This is a genomic window from Bradyrhizobium sp. AZCC 1719, from assembly GCF_036924525.1.
GTDB lineage: Bacteria > Pseudomonadota > Alphaproteobacteria > Rhizobiales > Xanthobacteraceae > Bradyrhizobium.
This window is the reverse complement of the sequence record NZ_JAZHRU010000001.1, coordinates 4,468,497-4,483,878: the sequence shown is the minus strand read 5'-3', so window position 1 is coordinate 4,483,878 and position 15,382 is coordinate 4,468,497. Positions and strand designations below refer to the sequence as shown.

The 15,382-nt window shown below is 62.6% G+C and carries 24 protein-coding genes and 1 pseudogene; all 25 read right to left on the bottom strand.

The annotated features are described in order from the left end of the window. Positions 1-23: 23 nt before the first annotated feature. The 25 genes and pseudogenes from V1292_RS21085 to fusA all read right to left on the bottom strand — a co-directional run bounded on the left by V1292_RS21085 (position 24) and on the right by fusA (position 15,368). Positions 24-885, bottom strand: a pseudogene (locus V1292_RS21085) (adenylate kinase). Between the two features lie 71 nt (positions 886-956). Then, complete coding sequence (secY, locus tag V1292_RS21080) at positions 957-2,288, bottom strand: preprotein translocase subunit SecY (protein ID WP_213286284.1); 1,332 nt, start codon at positions 2,286-2,288, stop codon at positions 957-959. A gap of 135 nt (positions 2,289-2,423) precedes the next feature. Continuing rightward, positions 2,424-2,909 carry a 50S ribosomal protein L15 gene (gene rplO / locus V1292_RS21075; protein WP_334374599.1) on the bottom strand — a complete coding sequence of 162 codons (486 nt, stop codon included), beginning with the start codon at positions 2,907-2,909 and terminating at the stop codon, positions 2,424-2,426. 16 nt (positions 2,910-2,925) lie between these two features. Then, on the bottom strand, positions 2,926-3,120 hold the full coding sequence (rpmD, locus tag V1292_RS21070; protein WP_028349042.1) for a 50S ribosomal protein L30: 195 nt from the start codon (positions 3,118-3,120) through the stop codon (positions 2,926-2,928). A 37-nt stretch (positions 3,121-3,157) separates the two neighbouring features. After that, positions 3,158-3,733, bottom strand: coding sequence for a 30S ribosomal protein S5 (gene rpsE / locus V1292_RS21065; protein WP_028349043.1), 576 nt, complete (start codon positions 3,731-3,733; stop codon positions 3,158-3,160). A 62-nt stretch (positions 3,734-3,795) separates the two neighbouring features. After that, a complete protein-coding gene (rplR, locus tag V1292_RS21060) occupies positions 3,796-4,155 on the bottom strand; it encodes a 50S ribosomal protein L18 (protein ID WP_065728824.1) in 360 nt (119 codons plus the stop codon). A gap of 11 nt (positions 4,156-4,166) precedes the next feature. Then, positions 4,167-4,700, bottom strand: coding sequence for a 50S ribosomal protein L6 (rplF, locus tag V1292_RS21055; protein WP_334374598.1), 534 nt, complete (start codon positions 4,698-4,700; stop codon positions 4,167-4,169). A 16-nt stretch (positions 4,701-4,716) separates the two neighbouring features. Further along, positions 4,717-5,115: a 30S ribosomal protein S8 gene (gene rpsH, locus V1292_RS21050; RefSeq protein WP_028349046.1), complete on the bottom strand. Its 399-nt coding sequence runs from the start codon at positions 5,113-5,115 to the stop codon at positions 4,717-4,719. Positions 5,116-5,129: 14 nt separating this feature from the next. Then, on the bottom strand, positions 5,130-5,435 hold the full coding sequence (gene rpsN / locus V1292_RS21045; protein ID WP_028349047.1) for a 30S ribosomal protein S14: 306 nt from the start codon (positions 5,433-5,435) through the stop codon (positions 5,130-5,132). Positions 5,436-5,478: 43 nt separating this feature from the next. Beyond that, positions 5,479-6,036 carry a 50S ribosomal protein L5 gene (rplE, locus tag V1292_RS21040; RefSeq protein WP_057843585.1) on the bottom strand — a complete coding sequence of 186 codons (558 nt, stop codon included), beginning with the start codon at positions 6,034-6,036 and terminating at the stop codon, positions 5,479-5,481. Then, positions 6,029-6,343 carry a 50S ribosomal protein L24 gene (rplX, locus tag V1292_RS21035; RefSeq protein ID WP_334374597.1) on the bottom strand — a complete coding sequence of 105 codons (315 nt, stop codon included), beginning with the start codon at positions 6,341-6,343 and terminating at the stop codon, positions 6,029-6,031. Before rplX ends, rplE begins: the two co-directional genes overlap by 8 nt. Next, positions 6,343-6,711, bottom strand: a complete 369-nt coding sequence (gene rplN / locus V1292_RS21030; RefSeq protein ID WP_011473865.1) for a 50S ribosomal protein L14 — start codon at positions 6,709-6,711, stop codon at positions 6,343-6,345. Before rplN ends, rplX begins: the two co-directional genes overlap by 1 nt. 84 nt (positions 6,712-6,795) lie before the next feature. Continuing rightward, positions 6,796-7,044, bottom strand: coding sequence for a 30S ribosomal protein S17 (gene rpsQ, locus V1292_RS21025; RefSeq protein WP_028349050.1), 249 nt, complete (start codon positions 7,042-7,044; stop codon positions 6,796-6,798). A gap of 11 nt (positions 7,045-7,055) precedes the next feature. Continuing rightward, positions 7,056-7,262: a 50S ribosomal protein L29 gene (gene rpmC, locus V1292_RS21020; protein WP_028349051.1), complete on the bottom strand. Its 207-nt coding sequence runs from the start codon at positions 7,260-7,262 to the stop codon at positions 7,056-7,058. A 5-nt stretch (positions 7,263-7,267) separates the two neighbouring features. Continuing rightward, the gene (rplP, locus tag V1292_RS21015; protein ID WP_057843582.1) at positions 7,268-7,681 is read right to left on the bottom strand and encodes a 50S ribosomal protein L16; all 414 of its coding nucleotides are present in this window, start codon (positions 7,679-7,681) and stop codon (positions 7,268-7,270) included. Positions 7,682-7,711: 30 nt separating this feature from the next. Further along, positions 7,712-8,416: a 30S ribosomal protein S3 gene (gene rpsC, locus V1292_RS21010; RefSeq protein ID WP_334374596.1), complete on the bottom strand. Its 705-nt coding sequence runs from the start codon at positions 8,414-8,416 to the stop codon at positions 7,712-7,714. A gap of 19 nt (positions 8,417-8,435) precedes the next feature. Further along, positions 8,436-8,822, bottom strand: a complete 387-nt coding sequence (rplV, locus tag V1292_RS21005; RefSeq protein WP_028349054.1) for a 50S ribosomal protein L22 — start codon at positions 8,820-8,822, stop codon at positions 8,436-8,438. A 10-nt stretch (positions 8,823-8,832) separates the two neighbouring features. Continuing rightward, a complete protein-coding gene (rpsS, locus tag V1292_RS21000) occupies positions 8,833-9,111 on the bottom strand; it encodes a 30S ribosomal protein S19 (RefSeq protein ID WP_025588653.1) in 279 nt (92 codons plus the stop codon). A gap of 12 nt (positions 9,112-9,123) precedes the next feature. Continuing rightward, positions 9,124-9,957 (bottom strand): 50S ribosomal protein L2, encoded by an 834-nt coding sequence (gene rplB / locus V1292_RS20995; RefSeq protein WP_334374595.1) that lies wholly within the window; start codon positions 9,955-9,957, stop codon positions 9,124-9,126. Positions 9,958-9,969: 12 nt separating this feature from the next. Continuing rightward, positions 9,970-10,269 carry a 50S ribosomal protein L23 gene (locus tag V1292_RS20990; RefSeq protein ID WP_028349056.1) on the bottom strand — a complete coding sequence of 100 codons (300 nt, stop codon included), beginning with the start codon at positions 10,267-10,269 and terminating at the stop codon, positions 9,970-9,972. Continuing rightward, positions 10,266-10,886 carry a 50S ribosomal protein L4 gene (rplD, locus tag V1292_RS20985; protein ID WP_213286279.1) on the bottom strand — a complete coding sequence of 207 codons (621 nt, stop codon included), beginning with the start codon at positions 10,884-10,886 and terminating at the stop codon, positions 10,266-10,268. Before rplD ends, V1292_RS20990 begins: the two co-directional genes overlap by 4 nt. Position 10,887: 1 nt before the next feature. After that, positions 10,888-11,610: a 50S ribosomal protein L3 gene (gene rplC, locus V1292_RS20980; RefSeq protein ID WP_057843579.1), complete on the bottom strand. Its 723-nt coding sequence runs from the start codon at positions 11,608-11,610 to the stop codon at positions 10,888-10,890. 52 nt (positions 11,611-11,662) lie between these two features. Further along, positions 11,663-11,971: a 30S ribosomal protein S10 gene (gene rpsJ / locus V1292_RS20975; protein WP_002712302.1), complete on the bottom strand. Its 309-nt coding sequence runs from the start codon at positions 11,969-11,971 to the stop codon at positions 11,663-11,665. A gap of 93 nt (positions 11,972-12,064) precedes the next feature. Beyond that, entirely contained in the window at positions 12,065-13,255 is a 1,191-nt protein-coding gene (tuf, locus tag V1292_RS20970; protein ID WP_065748163.1) for an elongation factor Tu, read from the bottom strand. A 40-nt stretch (positions 13,256-13,295) separates the two neighbouring features. After that, positions 13,296-15,368 carry an elongation factor G gene (fusA, locus tag V1292_RS20965; RefSeq protein WP_028349060.1) on the bottom strand — a complete coding sequence of 691 codons (2,073 nt, stop codon included), beginning with the start codon at positions 15,366-15,368 and terminating at the stop codon, positions 13,296-13,298. Between the last annotated feature and the right edge of the window lie 14 nt (positions 15,369-15,382).

The following is a 15,382-nucleotide window of genomic DNA, read 5'->3' as shown; positions in this document are numbered from 1 at the left end:
CAACTCGGTTTCGTCAACCGCCTCTATCGCTTAGCTCGCTTTTTCGTGACCTTTTTGGCAGCCTTGCGGACGGTCTTTTGGGCGCTTGCGCCCCCTCGCCCTCTGGCCGCCGAAACAGCCTTCCGAGCAGCCTTCTTGTTGCCAGCCGTTTTGGTTCCCCTGGAGGCCGATTTGGCGGCCTTACGCGCCGTTTTGACGGCCTTTTTGGCGGTTTTGGCAGCCTTTTTGGCTGCTGGCCTGGCGGTCTTCCGTGCGGCTGCCTTGGCCTTCCGGGCCGGCGCCACCTTGGGTTCCAGCGCGCCGACAGCGGAGAGGATCCGGTTAACCTCCCGGGTTACCCTGCTCGATGGTCATCATCCCGTCGACGGTCGCGAGCTTCCGCCGCTCGGAGTAGTAGTGAATCAGCGGCTCGGTCTGCGACCGATAGGCAGCGAGCCGTTTGGTCAGCACTTCCGGCGTGTCGTCAACACGCACCTCCTCGCCGCGCGCCAGCATCTCGGCGACGCGGGTTTCGACGCGCTGTAGCAGCGCGCTCTCATTGACGCGCAGTTCGACCACCGCGTCGAGCCTGAGATGCTTTTTCTTTAGGAGCTCATCCAGCGCCTCGGCCTGCGGCACCGTGCGCGGGAACCCATCGAGGACGAAGCCTTTGCCCGCGTCCGGTTGATCGATCCTGTCAGAAATGATTCCGACTACGATTTCGTCCGGCACAAGCTGGCCGTTTGCCATGAGGTCCTTGGCCTTCAACCCGACCGGCGTCTCGGCGGCCACAGCCGCGCGCAGCATCTCGCCGGTCGAGAGCTGCACGATCCCATAGCGCTGCACCAGCCGCTGTGCCTGGGTACCCTTCCCCGACCCCGGCGGTCCCAAAAGGATCAATCTCATGACTACTCGCCCCCCGGCTTGGTGAGCGAAACACCGCACACCTTGTATTGAATTTCAGAGCGCTCCGCTGATCAGCGACGGCGGCCCCTCAGCTTGGATTTCCGGATCAGCCCCTCATACTGATGGGCCAGCAGATAACCCTGCACCTGCGCCACCGTATCCATGGTCACGCTGACGACGATGAGAAGCGAGGTTCCGCCGAAATAGAACGGCACCGAGGCGTAGGAAATCAGGATTTCGGGAATCAGACACACGATCGCCAGATAGATCGCGCCCAGCACGGTCACGCGCGACAGCACGTAGTCGATGTATTCGGCAGTGCGTTCGCCCGGACGAATGCCGGGTATGAAGCCGCCGTGCTTCTTTAGATTGTCGGCGGTCTCGGTCGGGTTGAACACGATCGCGGTGTAGAAGAACGCGAAGAACACGATCAGGCCCAGATAGAGGATCAGGAACAGCGGACGGCCGTGGCTGAGCTGGGTGTTGAGCCACTGGAACCATTCCGGGCCCTGGCCCGCGTTGAAGTTTGCAACCGTCGCCGGCAACAGCAACAGCGACGAGGCGAAGATCGGCGGGATCACGCCCGAGGTGTTGAGCTTGAGCGGCAGATGCGAGGATTGGCCCTCGAACATCTTGTTGCCGACCTGGCGCTTCGGATACTGGATCAAAAGCCTGCGCTGCGCGCGCTCCATGAACACGATGAAGGCGATCACGACGACCGCCATCACTATCACGAGGAGGATCAGGCCAGTCGACAGCGCGCCCTGGCGTCCCAGTTCCAGCATGTTGGCGAGAGCAGACGGCAACTCGGCAACGATGCCGGCCAGGATGATCAGCGAAATACCGTTGCCGATGCCGCGCGAGGTGATCTGCTCACCGAGCCACATCAGGAACATGGTGCCGCCGGTCAGCGTGACCGTGGTGGAAATCAGGAAGAACATCCCGGGTTCGCTGACGACGTTGCCGGCGCCCTGGAGGCCGACGGCGATGCCGTAGGCCTGGAACGTGGCCAGAATCACCGTGAGATAGCGCGTATACTGGTTCAGCGTCTTGCGGCCCGCCTCGCCTTCCTTCTTCAAGGCTTCGAGCTTGGGCGAGACCGTCGTCAGGAGCTGGATGATGATCGATGCCGAGATGTACGGCATGATGTTCAGCGCGAAGATCGCCATGCGGTTGATGCCGCCGCCGGCAAACATGTTGAACATGCCGAGAATGCCGCCGGCCTGCGACTTGAACACCTGCTCCCAGGCCGCGGGATCGATGCCGGGCAGCGGGATATAGGTACCGAGCCGATAAACAAGCAGCGCACCCAGCGTAAACCAGATGCGCTTCTTCAGTTCGTCGGCTTTGGCCAAAGCGCCGAAATTGAGGTTTGCCGCAAGTTGTTCTGCTGCTGAGACCATGTTCAGGCTTTCTCCCGCCGCCTCCCAGGCCGACGCCCCTTCGCGGGCAATCGGTAGACGCCGGACATTATTTGGTGCGCGGCTTCGATAAGTCCACTGGTCTATGCCCGCGATCAGGCGGGCATGACGCAGATGTTACGCCGCCTCGCCTTCCTTCTTGGCCGGGGCCAGGATCTTCACCGTGCCGCCGGCCCTCTCGACCGCCGCAACCGCCGACTTCGAGGCGCCGTGCACCTCGATCGCGAGCTTGGACTTGAGTTCGCCGCGGCCGAGCAGCCGCAGGCCGTCCTTGGCACGGCGGATCACGCCAGCCTTGACCAACGATTCGACCGTCACGGTTTCCTTGGTGTCGACCAGCTTGGCGTCGATCGCCTCCTGCAGCCGGTCGAGATTGATCTCGGCAAAGTCGAGCCGGAAGATGTTGTTGAAGCCGCGCTTCGGCAGGCGGCGATGCAGCGGCATCTGGCCGCCCTCGAAGCCCTTGATGCGCACGCCCGAACGCGCGGTCTGGCCCTTGCCGCCGCGGCCCGAAGTCTTGCCCTTGCCGGAACCGATGCCACGGCCGACGCGCATGCGCTTTTTGCGCGAGCCGGCGTTGTCGGCGATATCGCTGAGCTTCATCGCCCTGTCTCCTTGCTTACTTCTCGCCGACGATGCGGACGAGATGTTGAACCTTGCTGATCATGCCGCGAACTTCAGGGGTGTCCTGCAGCTCGGCAACCCGGCCGATCTTGTTGAGCTTGAGGCCGATCAGCGTCGAACGCTGCGAGTGGTGGCGGCGGATCGCGCTGCCGGTCTGCTCGACCTTGATCGTCTTTGCGGCCTTGGCCATCGTCTTAACTCCAAAGAGCGCTTGAAATTCGCGCCGGTTATTCAGCCACCACTTCGGCGTCGCCGCCGACGCGGCGCGATTGCAGCGTGGACACCTTGATGTTGCGGCGTGCCGCAACCGAACGCGGCGAATCCTGATGCTTCAGCGCGTCGAAGGTCGCGCGGACCATGTTGTAGGGATTCGACGAGCCGATCGACTTCGCCACCACGTCCTGGATGCCGAGCGTCTCGAACACCGCGCGCATCGGGCCGCCGGCGATGATGCCGGTACCGGCCGGAGCGGCGCGCAGGTAGACGCGGCCGGCGCCGTGACGGCCGGCGATGTCGTGATGCAGCGTGCGGCCTTCGCGCAGCGCCACGCGCGTCAGATTGCGCTTGGCCGACTCGGTCGCCTTGCGGATCGCCTCGGGCACTTCGCGCGCCTTGCCGTGGCCGAAACCGACCCGGCCCTTCTGGTCGCCGATTACGACCAGCGCCGCAAAGCCGAAGCGCTTGCCGCCCTTGACGACCTTTGCCACGCGATTGATGTGGACGAGCTTGTCGACGAACTCGCTGTCGCGCTCCTCGCGATCCCTGCTCCGTTCGCGTCCGCCGCGTTCGCGTTCACCTGCCATGGTGTTTTCCAATCTTTAGGGGAAGAAAGCCCCTGTCCTCGTAATTATCCAAAACCGTTTCGTTAGAAGCTCAGTCCGCTTTCGCGGGCGGCGTCCGCGAGCGCCTTGACGCGCCCGTGGTAGAGATAGCTGCCGCGATCGAACACCACTTCCTTGACGCCATTCTTCACGGCGCGTTCCGCCAGCAGCTTGCCGACGGCCTTGGCCGCATCGATGTTGGCGCCGGTGTTGCCGGCCTCGCGCATGGTCTTTTCCAGCGACGAGGCCGAAGCCAGCGTCTCGCCCTTCAGGTCGTCGATGACCTGGGCGTAGATGTGCTTCGACGAACGGAACACCGACAGACGCGGGCGTCCATTGGCGGACCGGCGCAGCGAGTTGCGCACTCGCTGCTTGCGCCGGGCATTCGTGACCTTGAGTGACATGACCGGCTCCGTTACTTCTTCTTGCCTTCCTTGCGGAAGATGAATTCGTTGGCGTACTTCACGCCCTTGCCCTTGTAGGGCTCCGGCGGACGGTAGGCGCGGATCTCGGCGGCGACCTGACCGACGCGCTGGGAATCGGTGCCCGAAATCGTGATCTCGGTCGGCTTCGGCACCGCGATGGTGATGCCTTCCGGGATCGCATAGACCACGTCGTGGCTGTAGCCGAGCGCGAGCTGCAGGTTCTTGCCCTGCATCGCGGCGCGGTAACCGACGCCGGTGATCTCGAGCTTCTTCTCAAAACCCTTGGTGACGCCCTCGACCAGGTTCGCCACCTGCGCGCGCGCGGTGCCATACATGGCCTGCGCACGGTTGGTCTTGAACTTCGGCGCGACCATGACCTCGCCCTTCTCGAACTTCACCTCGACGTCGTCATGCACGACGAACTGAAGCTGGCCCTTCGGCCCCTTCACCTTGACGGTCTGTCCCTCGACGGTCGCCGTCACACCGGACGGGATCGCCACAGGCCGTTTGCCAACACGTGACATGGCTAAAAATCCTTCCTCAGAACACCGTGAAGAGAACTTCACCGCCCACATTCGCGTCGCGCGCGGCGTGGTCGGCCATGATTCCCTTCGGCGTCGACAACACCGAAATGCCGAGACCGTTGTTCACGCGCGGCAGATTCTTCACCGAGGCGTAAACCCGGCGGCCCGGCTTCGAGACGCGCTCGATCTCGCGAATGACGGGCTCGCCGTCGAAATACTTCAACTCGATCTCGAGTTCGCTGCGGCCCGAGGCATGCTCCACGCTGGCATAGCCGCGGATGTAGCCCTCGGCTTTCAGCACTTCGAGCACGCTGGCGCGCATCTTCGAGCCCGGGGTCGAGACCTTGGACTTCGAACGCATCTGCGCGTTGCGGATGCGGGTGATGAGATCACTGATCGGATCGTGCGTTGACATCGTGACGACCCTCCTTACCAGCTCGACTTCACGAGCCCGGGAACCAGGCCCTTGGAGCCGAGTTCACGCAGCGCGATGCGGGAAAGCTTGTTCTTGCGGTAGTTCGAGCGCGGGCGGCCGGTCAGTTCGCAGCGGTTGCGAATCCGCGTGGTCGACGAGTTGCGCGGCATCTGGGCGAGCTTCAGCGTCGCCGCAAACCGCTCTTCCATCGGCTTGGTCTTGTCGGCGATGATCGCCTTCAGCTTCGCACGCTGCGGGGCGGCGTTCTTGGCCATCCGCTTGCGCCGGTTGTTCTTCTCGATCGAACTCTTCTTTGCCATGCTTGGCTCCTGGGTTTCCGCGTTTGAGAGGCTTAGCTGCGTCTCACTGCCGGAACGGGAAATTGAATGCGGTCAACAAGGCGCGCGCCTCGTCGTCGGTCTTCGCCGTGGTGCAGACCGTGATGTCCATGCCGCGGGCTTCCGAAACCTTGTCGAAATCGATTTCGGGGAAAATGATGTGCTCCTTGAGGCCGAGCGAGTAGTTGCCGCGGCCGTCGAAGCTCTTCGGATTGAGGCCACGGAAGTCGCGCACGCGCGGCAACGCCACATTCACCAGGCGATCGATGAACTCGTACATCCTGGCCTTACGCAGCGTGACCTTGCAGCCGATCGGCTGGTTCTCGCGCAGCTTGAAGGTCGCGATCGCGATCCGCGAATAGGTCACGATCGCCTTCTGGCCGGCGATCTGCGTCAGTTCGCCAGCTGCGGTCTCAGCCTTTTTGCGGTCGTTGACGGCATCGCCGACGCCCATGTTGAGCACGACCTTGTCCAGCCGCGGCACCTGCATGACGTTGGCATAGCCGAACTGTTCGGTCAGCTTGCCGCGAATGCTCTTGTCATACTCCGCGCGCAGGCGCGGCACGTAAGCGGTATCAGCCATCGATCTCTGCTCCCGAGCTCTTGGCAACGCGTACCTTCTTGCCATCGGCCTGAATCTTGAACCCTATGCGGGTCGGCTTTCCGTCCTTGCCGACATAGGCGAGGTTGGACAGGTGGATCGGCGACTCCTTGGAGATGATGCCGCCTTCCTGGTTCTGGGTCTGCTTCTGGTGACGCTTCACCATGTTGACGCCACGCACCAGCGCCTTGTTCTCGGCGGGGCGGACCTCGAATACTTCGCCGGTGCGCCCCTTGTCGCGACCGGTCATCACCATGACCTTGTCACCTTTCCGGATCTTGGCAGCCATCACAGCACCTCCGGCGCAAGCGAAATGATTTTCATGTGGTTCTTGGCGCGAAGCTCGCGCGGCACCGGCCCGAAGATACGGGTGCCGACCGGCTCCGACTGGTTATTGATCAAGACGGCGGCGTTGCGGTCGAAGCGGATGACCGAACCGTCGGCGCGGCGGATGTCCTTGCGGACCCGCACCACGACGGCCTTCATCACGTCGCCCTTCTTCACCTTGCCGCGCGGAATCGCTTCCTTGATCGACACGACGATAACGTCGCCCACGGTGGCATAGCGGCGCTTGGAGCCCCCCAGCACCTTGATGCACATGACACGGCGTGCGCCTGAATTGTCGGCCACGTCGAGGTTGGTCTGCATCTGAATCATTGATGCACCTCGTCCTCTTTCTGATGCGCTCGAATTAGCGCCTAAAATTTTCCCGATTACTCATCCGGCCAGGCCGAACGAATCTCAGGCGGTTTTCTTCTGTTCGCCCCGGACCACGGTCCAGCGCTTCAACTTCGAGATCGGCTTGCTTTCCTCGATCCACACCATGTCGCCCGGCTTGAACTCGCCGTTCTCGTCGTGCGCGTGGTAGTTCTTGGAGCGGCGGATCGTCTTCTTGTAGATCGGATGGGTGAAGCGGCGATCGACGCGCACCACCACCGTCTTGGCTTGCTTGTCGCTCACGACCACGCCCTGAAGGGTACGTTTCGGCATAATACGGCCTCTTACTTCTTCTTCGCGCGAACCTGCGCGGCGATGGTCTTGATGCGGGCGATATCGCGGCGGGCTTCGCGCAGCCGCGAGGTGTTTTCCAACTGCCCGGTGGCGCGCTGGAAACGCAGGTTGAAGCGTTCCTTCTTCAGATTGAGGACGGCATCCTCCCTCTGGTCGTCGCTCATCGCGCGGATGTCTTCAACTTTCATCGGGGCCATGAGTATTACTCCGCAATGCGCGCGACGAAGCGCGTCTTGATCGGCAGCTTGGCGGCGGCGAGCGTGAGCGCTTCCTTCGCGGTCTGCACGTTGACGCCGTCGATCTCGAAAATCACCCGGCCGGGCTTGACCCGCGCCACCCACAATTCCGGCGTGCCCTTGCCGGAGCCCATGCGGACTTCGGCGGGCTTCTTCGACACCGGTACGTCCGGGAACACGCGGATCCAGACGCGGCCGGCGCGCTTCATGTGGCGGGTCAGCGCGCGGCGCGCGGCTTCGATCTGGCGGGCAGTGACGCGCTCGGGCGCCATCGCCTTCAGGCCGAACTGGCCGAACGACAACGTCGCACCCGAAGTCGCAACGCCGTGGATACGGCCCTTGTGCGCCTTCCGGAACTTCGTTTTCTTTGGTTGCATCATGGCTTTGAGCCCTCAAACCTTCCTAATGTCTCACGCTGCGGCGCTGTCGCGGCGCGGACGCGCGGTATCGCCTTCGGCCATCTTCTTGTCCTGGGCCATCGGATCGTGCTCGAGGATCTCGCCCTTGAAGATCCAGACCTTGACGCCGCAGGTGCCGAATGTGGTGAACGCCGTCGCCACGCCGTAATCGACGTCGGCGCGCAACGTGTGCAGCGGCACGCGGCCCTCGCGATACCACTCCATGCGCGCGATTTCGGCGCCGCCGAGACGACCCGAGCAGTTGATGCGGATGCCTTCGGCGCCAAGACGCATCGCCGATTGCACCGCCCGCTTCATGGCGCGGCGGAAAGCGACGCGGCGCTCGAGCTGCTGCGCAATCGATTCCGCAACCAGCGTGGCATCGAGTTCGGGCTTGCGGATTTCAACGATGTTGATGACGACGTCGGAAGCCGTGATGTCGGCAACCCGCTTGCGCAGCTTGTCGATGTCGGCGCCCTTCTTGCCGATCACGACGCCCGGACGCGCCGAGTGGATCGTCACGCGGCACTTCTTGTGCGGACGCTCGATCACGATGCGGGCGACAGCCGCCTGCTTGAGCTCCTTGTGCAGGATCTCGCGGATCTTGACGTCTTCATGCAGGAGCTTGCCGTATTCGCTCTTGCCGGCGAACCAACGCGAATCCCACGTGCGGTTGATGCCGAGACGCAGTCCGATTGGATTGATCTTTTGACCCATCGTTTTCTCCCGCGCCGCTTTAAGCGCTTGCCTCGGCCTCGACCTGACGAACCACGATGGTCAGGTGCGAGAACGGTTTATAGATACGGCCCGAACGGCCACGGCCGCGGGGCGAAAAACGCTTCATGACGATGCCGTTGCCGACATGGGCCTCGGCGACGACGAGATCGTCGACCTCGAGGTCATGGTTGTTCTCGGCGTTCGCGATCGCCGATTCCAGGCACTTCTTGACGTCGACCGCGATCCGCTTGCGCGAGAACTGCAGGTCGGCGAGCGCAGCAGACGCCTTCCGGCCGCGGATCAACTGCGCGACAAGATTGAGCTTCTGCGGGCTGACGCGCAGCATCCGGGCGACTGCCTTGGCCTCGTTGTCCGCGAGGCTACGTTCGCGCTTTGGTTTGCTCATCGTCTATTCCTCAAGCCTTCTTGGCTTTCTTGTCGCCAGAGTGGCCATGGAAGGTACGGGTCGGCGAGAACTCGCCAAACTTGTGACCCACCATTTCCTCGTTGACCGAGACCGGCACGTGCTTCTGGCCGTTGTAGACGCCGAACACCAGGCCGACGAACTGCGGCAGGATGGTCGAGCGGCGGCTCCAGATCTTGATGACGTCGTGACGGCCGGACGCGCGCGCAGCATCTGCCTTCTTGAGCAGAGAGGCTTCGACGAACGGGCCTTTCCAGACTGAACGAACCATGTCCGGCGTTCCTTACTTCTTCCGCTTGTGGCGGCTTAGGAGGATGAATCGATTGGTCGACTTATTCGAACGGGTCTTCTTGCCCTTGGTCGGCTTACCCCACGGCGTGACCGGGTGGCGGCCGCCCGAGGTGCGGCCTTCGCCGCCGCCGTGCGGATGGTCGATCGGGTTCATGACGACGCCGCGGTTATGCGGACGCCAGCCGAGCCAGCGGGTGCGGCCGGCCTTGCCGATCGAAATGTTCATATGATCGGGGTTCGACACCGCACCGATGGTGCCGCGGCAACGGCCGTGCACCAGGCGCTGTTCGCCTGAGTTCAGGCGCAGAATGACATATTCCTGGTCGCGGCCGACGATCTGGGCGTAGGTGCCGGCGGAACGGGCGATCTGGCCGCCCTTCCCGATCTTCATCTCGATGTTGTGGACGATGGTGCCGACCGGCATGTTGCCGAGCGGCATGACGTTGCCGGGCTTCACGTCGACATAATTGCCGGCAACCACCGTATCGCCCACGGCCAGGCGCTGCGGCGCCAGGATGTAGGCCTGCTCGCCGTCCTGATATTTGATCAGCGCGATGAACGCGGTGCGGTTCGGATCGTATTCCAGCCGCTCGACGACGGCGGGAACGTCAACCTTGTTTCGCTTGAAATCCACCAGGCGGTAGGACTTCTTGTGGCCGCCGCCGCGGAAGCGCACGGTGATGCGGCCGGTGTTGTTGCGGCCGCCATTGCCGAGCTTGCCCTCGGTCAGCGCCTTCACCGGCTTGCCCTTGTAGAGCGCCGAACGGTCGACCATCACCAGCTGGCGCTGGCCCGGCGTCGTCGGATTGTATGTTTTCAATGCCATCGCTGTGTCGCCTTATAGTCCGGTGGTGACGTCGATGCGGTGGCCCTCTTCGAGGGTCACGACAGCCCGCTTGACGTCCGACTGCGAACCGAAATTGCCGCGGAACACCTTGGTCTTGCCCTTGCGGACCAGGGTATTCACGCTCTTCACCTTGACGTCGAACAGCTTCTCGACGGCTTCCTTGATTTGCGGCTTGGTCGCCTTGCTGGCGACCTTGAACACGACCTTGTTGTGCTCGGATGCTACCGTCGCCTTTTCGGTGACGACGGGGGCTACGATCACGTCGTAATGGCGCGGATCGATATTCTTCATTTGAAGCGCGCCTCCAGCGCATCGACTGCCGCCTTCGTCAGCACGAGCTTCTGACGGCGCAGAATGTCGTAGACGTTGATGCCCTGGATCGGCAGCACGTCGATGTTCGGAATGTTGCGGGCCGCGGTCGCGAAACCGTTGTTGAGCTCGGCGCCGTCTATGATCAGCGCGTTGGTGAGCCCAAGGCCGTTGAAATGGCCGACCAGAGCCTTGGTCTTGGCTTCCTTGACCTGCGCGCTATCGATCACGATCAGGCCGCCATCCTTGGCCTTCGCCGACAAGGCATGCTTGAGCGCCAGCGCCCGCACCTTCTTCGGCAGGTCGGTCGCGTGCGAGCGAACCACCGGCCCGAACGCACGGCCACCGCCGCGGAACTGCGGCACGCGGGCCGAGCCGTGACGGGCGCCGCCGGTGCCCTTCTGCTTGTACATCTTCTTGCCGGTGCGCCAGATTTCGGCGCGCCCCTTCGCCTTGTGCGTGCCGGCCTGGCGCTTGTTGAGCTGCCATTGCACGCAACGCTGGATGATGTCGGCGCGCGGCTCGAGACCGAAGATCGCGTCCGAGAGCTGGACCGATCCGGCTTCCTTACCTTCAAGCGTCGTGACTTTCAGTTCCATCTCACGCGCCCTCCTGCTCGGCCGGCGCAGCAGCAGCCTGCTCACCGCCAGCAACCCTAAACTTGCCGGGCTTCGGAGCTTCCTTCGGCAACGGCTTCTTCACGGCGTCGCGCACCGAGATCCAGCCGCCCTTGGAGCCGGGAACGGCACCCTCGACCAGGATCAGACCGCGCTCGACGTCGGTCTGCACCACACGCAAATTGAGCGTGGTGATGCGATCGACACCCATGTGACCGGGCATCTTCTTGTTCTTGAAGGTCTTGCCGGGATCCTGGCGTCCGCCGGTCGAACCGATCGAACGATGCGAAACCGACACACCGTGGGTGGCGCGCAGGCCGCCGAAATTCCAGCGCTTCATGCCGCCGGCAAACCCCTTACCAACCGAGGTGCCGGTGACGTCGACGAACTGGCCGACCACGAAATGGTCCGCCTGGATCTCGGCGCCAACCGGAATCAGCGCATCTTCCGAAACGCGAAATTCGGCGACTTTCCGCTTGGGCTCGACCTTGGCCGCGGCAAACTGGCCGCGCTCCGCCTTGGGCAGATACACGGTCTTGCGGGTACCCGCACCGAGCTGCAGCGCGACGTAACCGTTCTTTTCGGTCGTGCGGTGGCCCAGCACCTGGCAATTGCCCAGCTTCAGCACGGTCACAGGGATATGTTCGCCGGCCTCCGTAAAGACCCGCGTCATCCCGACCTTTTGTGCGATCACTCCGGAGCGCATCGGCGTGCTTCCTGTTCTTTCTGTCCGCTAAATTCGGACGAGCTAAAAAATCTTAGAGCTTGATCTCGACGTCGACACCGGCGGCCAGATCGAGCTTCATCAAAGCGTCGACGGTCTGCGGGGTCGGGTCGACAATGTCGAGAAGGCGCTTGTGGGTGCGCATCTCGAATTGCTCGCGGCTCTTCTTGTCGACGTGTGGCGAACGGTTGACGGTGAACTTCTCGATGCGGGTGGGCAGCGGAATGGGTCCGCGAACCTGGGCACCGGTACGTTTCGCCGTGTTCACGATCTCGCGGGTCGACGTATCGAGGATTCGATGGTCGAACGCCTTGAGACGGATGCGAATATTTTGGCCGTTCATTGCCGTTTGTCTTTCTTTGTCGCGTAGGGCGAGTGGTGAGCAGCGAATAGCGAATGGAACCAGTCCACTCGCTACTCGCCATTCCCTATTCGCTTATTCGATGATGGCGGCGACGACGCCGGCGCCGACGGTGCGGCCGCCTTCGCGGATCGCGAAGCGCAGCTTTTCTTCCATCGCGATCGGCACGATCAGGTGCACTTCCATCGCGATGTTGTCGCCCGGCATCACCATCTCGGTGCCTTCGGGCAGGTGCACGACGCCGGTCACGTCGGTGGTGCGGAAGTAGAACTGGGGCCGGTAGTTGGTGAAGAACGGGGTGTGACGACCGCCCTCTTCCTTGGTCAGGATGTAGGCCTCAGCCTTGAACTTGGTGTGCGGCTTGACCGAACCCGGCTTCGCCAGCACCTGGCCACGCTCGACTTCCTCGCGCTTGGTGCCGCGGAGCAGCGCGCCGATGTTGTCGCCGGCCTGGCCCTGATCGAGCAGCTTGCGGAACATTTCGACGCCCGTGACGATGGTCTTCTGGGTGTCGCGGAGGCCTACGATTTCGATTTCCTCGCCGACCTTGATGATGCCGCGCTCGACACGGCCGGTGACGACGGTGCCGCGGCCCGAGATCGAGAACACGTCTTCCACCGGCATCAGGAACGGCTGGTCGACCGGACGCTCCGGCTGCGGAATGTATTCGTCGACATTGCGCATCAGCTCGAGGATGGCGTCATGGCCGAGCTTCTTGTCCTTGTCTTCGAGGGCGGCGAGCGCCGAGCCCTTGATGATCGGGATCTTGTCGCCCGGGAATTCATACTTCGAGAGCAGTTCGCGAACTTCGAGCTCGACGAGCTCGAGCAGCTCCGGATCGTCGACCATGTCGCACTTGTTCAGGAACACGACGAGCGCGGGGACGCCGACCTGACGGGCGAGCAGGATGTGCTCGCGGGTCTGCGGCATCGGGCCGTCGGCGGCCGACACGACCAGGATCGCACCGTCCATCTGGGCGGCGCCGGTGATCATGTTCTTCACATAGTCGGCGTGGCCGGGGCAGTCGACGTGGGCATAGTGGCGGTTCGTCGTCTCATACTCGACGTGAGCGGTCGAGATGGTGATGCCGCGCGCCTTCTCTTCCGGCGCCTTGTCGATCTGGTCGTACGCCGTGAACGTCGCACCGCCGGTTTCAGCCAGCACCTTGGTGATCGCTGCGGTCAGCGATGTCTTGCCATGGTCGACGTGACCGATGGTTCCGATGTTGCAGTGCGGTTTAGTACGTTCAAACTTTGCTTTGGCCATTTGACTCTCCGTTCAGTCGTTAGCTTGCAACCAACGACAATCAGGCAAACTTCTTCTGGACTTCTGCCGACACGTTCGCCGGCGCTTCAGCGTAGTGATCGAATTGCATCGTGAAGGTCGCGCGTCCCTGGCTCATCGAGCGCAGGTTATTCACGTACCCGAACATGTTCATGAGCGGCACCATCGCGTTGATGACGTTGGCGTTGCCCCGCATGTCCTGGCCCTGGATCTGGCCGCGCCGAGAATTCAGGTCGCCGATGACCGAACCGGTATAGTCTTCCGGGGTCACCACTTCGACCTTCATGATCGGCTCGAGCAGAACAGACTTGCCCTTCTGCAGCGCTTCGCGGAATGCCGCGCGCGATGCGATTTCGAAGGCCAGCGCCGACGAGTCGACGTCGTGATACTTGCCGTCGACGAGCTGGACCTTGACGTCGACCACCGGGAAGCCGGCGACCACGCCCGAGCCCATCACGCTGTTGAGGCCCTTTTCGACGCCGGGGATGTATTCCTTCGGCACCGCGCCACCGACGATCTTGGACTCGAACTCGTAACCCTTGCCGGGCTCGTTCGGCTCCACGATGATCGACACTTCGGCGAACTGACCGGTACCGCCGGTCTGCTTCTTGTGCGTGTACTTGACTTCAGCGCGCTTGGTGACCCGCTCACGGAACGCCACCTGCGGCGCGCCGATGTTGGCGTCGACCTTGTAGGTGCGCTTGAGGATGTCGACCTTGATGTCGAGATGGAGTTCGCCCATGCCCTTCAAGATGGTCTGGCCGGACTCCTGGTCGGTCGACACGCGGAACGACGGATCTTCGGCAGCGAGCTTCGCCAACGCGACGCCGAGCTTTTCCTGGTCGGCCTTCGACTTCGGCTCGATCGCGATTTCGATCACCGGCTCCGGGAATTCCATTTTTTCCAGAATCACCGGCTTGTCGGAATCGCACAGCGTATCACCGGTGCGCGCTTCCTTCAGGCCCGCCAGTGCGACGATGTCGCCGGCATAGGCTTCCTTGATGTCTTCACGGTTGTTCGCATGCATCAACAGCATGCGGCCGATGCGCTCTTTCTTCTCGCGGGTCGAATTGATGACCCCGGTGCCCGACTGCAGGATACCCGAATAGATGCGGCAGAAGGTGATGGTCCCGACGAACGGGTCGTCCATGATCTTGAACGCGAGCAGAGCCAGCGGCTCCTTGTCGTCGGCCTTGCGCACCACTTCGTTGCCGTCATCGTCGGTGCCCTTGATCGCGGGCACGTCGATCGGCGACGGCAGGTAGTCGACGACCGCGTCGAGCAGCGGCTGCACGCCCTTGTTCTTGAACGCCGAGCCGCACAGCACCGGATAGAATGCGCCGGTCAGCACGGCCTTACGAATCAGGCGCTTCAGCGTCGCCTCGTCCGGCTCCTTGCCGTCGAGGTAAGCGGCCATGGCGTCGTCGTCGAGCTCGACGGCGGCTTCCACCATCTTCTCGCGGTATTCCTTGGCCTGGTCGACGAGGTCGGCCGGGATGTCGACATAGTCGAACTTGGCGCCGAGCGATTCATCGTTCCAGATGATGCCCTGCATCTTCACGAGATCGACGAGGCCCTTGAAGTTGTTCTCGGCACCGATCGGAAGCTGGATCGCAATCGGCTTGGCGCCGAGACGGTCGACGATGTCGGCCAGACACTTGAAGAAGTCGGCGCCGGTCTTGTCCATTTTGTTGGCGAAGACGATGCGCGGAACCTTGTACTTGTCGCCCTGGCGCCAGACAGTTTCGGTCTGCGGTTCGACGCCCTGGTTGGAATCGAGCACGCACACCGCACCGTCGAGCACGCGCAGCGAACGCTCGACTTCAATGGTGAAGTCGACGTGGCCGGGGGTGTCGATGATGTTCAGGCGCTTGCCGTTCCAGAACGCGGTGGTCGCAGCCGAGGTGATCGTGATGCCACGCTCCTGCTCCTGCTCCATCCAATCCATCGTCGCGGCACCTTCGTGCACTTCGCCGATCTTGTGGCTCTTGCCGGTGTAATAGAGGATGCGCTCGGTGGTCGTGGTCTTGCCGGCGTCGATATGCGCCATGATACCGAAGTTACGGTAGTCCTCGATGGCATGTTGGCGGGGCATGGGCTGTTCCTTAA

What these genes read in the sequence shown, in the direction of transcription:
- rplP (WP_057843582.1), bottom strand. Translation starts at nt 7,681, where the DNA reads ATGATGCAACCAAAGAAAACGAAGTTCCGGAAGGCGCACAAGGGCCGT.
- tuf (WP_065748163.1), bottom strand. Translation starts at nt 13,255, where the DNA reads ATGGCCAAAGCAAAGTTTGAACGTACTAAACCGCACTGCAACATCGGA.
- rpmD (WP_028349042.1), bottom strand. Translation starts at nt 3,120, where the DNA reads ATGGCCAAGGCCGCAAAGACGATCAAGGTCGAGCAGACCGGCAGCGCG.
- rpsN (WP_028349047.1), bottom strand. Translation starts at nt 5,435, where the DNA reads ATGGCAAAGAAGAGTTCGATCGAGAAGAACAACCGGCGCAAGCGGATG.
- rplC (WP_057843579.1), bottom strand. Translation starts at nt 11,610, where the DNA reads ATGCGCTCCGGAGTGATCGCACAAAAGGTCGGGATGACGCGGGTCTTT.
- rplD (WP_213286279.1), bottom strand. Translation starts at nt 10,886, where the DNA reads ATGGAACTGAAAGTCACGACGCTTGAAGGTAAGGAAGCCGGATCGGTC.
- rpsH (WP_028349046.1), bottom strand. Translation starts at nt 5,115, where the DNA reads ATGTCAACGCACGATCCGATCAGTGATCTCATCACCCGCATCCGCAAC.
- rplO (WP_334374599.1), bottom strand. Translation starts at nt 2,909, where the DNA reads ATGAAGCTCAGCGATATCGCCGACAACGCCGGCTCGCGCAAAAAGCGC.
- rplB (WP_334374595.1), bottom strand. Translation starts at nt 9,957, where the DNA reads ATGGCATTGAAAACATACAATCCGACGACGCCGGGCCAGCGCCAGCTG.
- rplR (WP_065728824.1), bottom strand. Translation starts at nt 4,155, where the DNA reads ATGTCACTCAAGGTCACGAATGCCCGGCGCAAGCAGCGAGTGCGCAAC.
- rpsS (WP_025588653.1), bottom strand. Translation starts at nt 9,111, where the DNA reads ATGGTTCGTTCAGTCTGGAAAGGCCCGTTCGTCGAAGCCTCTCTGCTC.
- secY (WP_213286284.1), bottom strand. Translation starts at nt 2,288, where the DNA reads ATGGTCTCAGCAGCAGAACAACTTGCGGCAAACCTCAATTTCGGCGCT.
- rpmC (WP_028349051.1), bottom strand. Translation starts at nt 7,262, where the DNA reads ATGGCCCCGATGAAAGTTGAAGACATCCGCGCGATGAGCGACGACCAG.
- rpsQ (WP_028349050.1), bottom strand. Translation starts at nt 7,044, where the DNA reads ATGCCGAAACGTACCCTTCAGGGCGTGGTCGTGAGCGACAAGCAAGCC.
- rplX (WP_334374597.1), bottom strand. Translation starts at nt 6,343, where the DNA reads ATGGCTGCCAAGATCCGGAAAGGTGACAAGGTCATGGTGATGACCGGT.
- rpsJ (WP_002712302.1), bottom strand. Translation starts at nt 11,971, where the DNA reads ATGAACGGCCAAAATATTCGCATCCGTCTCAAGGCGTTCGACCATCGA.
- rplN (WP_011473865.1), bottom strand. Translation starts at nt 6,711, where the DNA reads ATGATTCAGATGCAGACCAACCTCGACGTGGCCGACAATTCAGGCGCA.
- V1292_RS20990 (WP_028349056.1), bottom strand. Translation starts at nt 10,269, where the DNA reads ATGAAGAATATCGATCCGCGCCATTACGACGTGATCGTAGCCCCCGTC.
- rpsE (WP_028349043.1), bottom strand. Translation starts at nt 3,733, where the DNA reads ATGGCAGGTGAACGCGAACGCGGCGGACGCGAACGGAGCAGGGATCGC.
- fusA (WP_028349060.1), bottom strand. Translation starts at nt 15,368, where the DNA reads ATGCCCCGCCAACATGCCATCGAGGACTACCGTAACTTCGGTATCATG.
- rpsC (WP_334374596.1), bottom strand. Translation starts at nt 8,416, where the DNA reads ATGGGTCAAAAGATCAATCCAATCGGACTGCGTCTCGGCATCAACCGC.
- rplF (WP_334374598.1), bottom strand. Translation starts at nt 4,700, where the DNA reads ATGTCACGTGTTGGCAAACGGCCTGTGGCGATCCCGTCCGGTGTGACG.
- rplV (WP_028349054.1), bottom strand. Translation starts at nt 8,822, where the DNA reads ATGAGCAAACCAAAGCGCGAACGTAGCCTCGCGGACAACGAGGCCAAG.
- rplE (WP_057843585.1), bottom strand. Translation starts at nt 6,036, where the DNA reads ATGGCTGATACCGCTTACGTGCCGCGCCTGCGCGCGGAGTATGACAAG.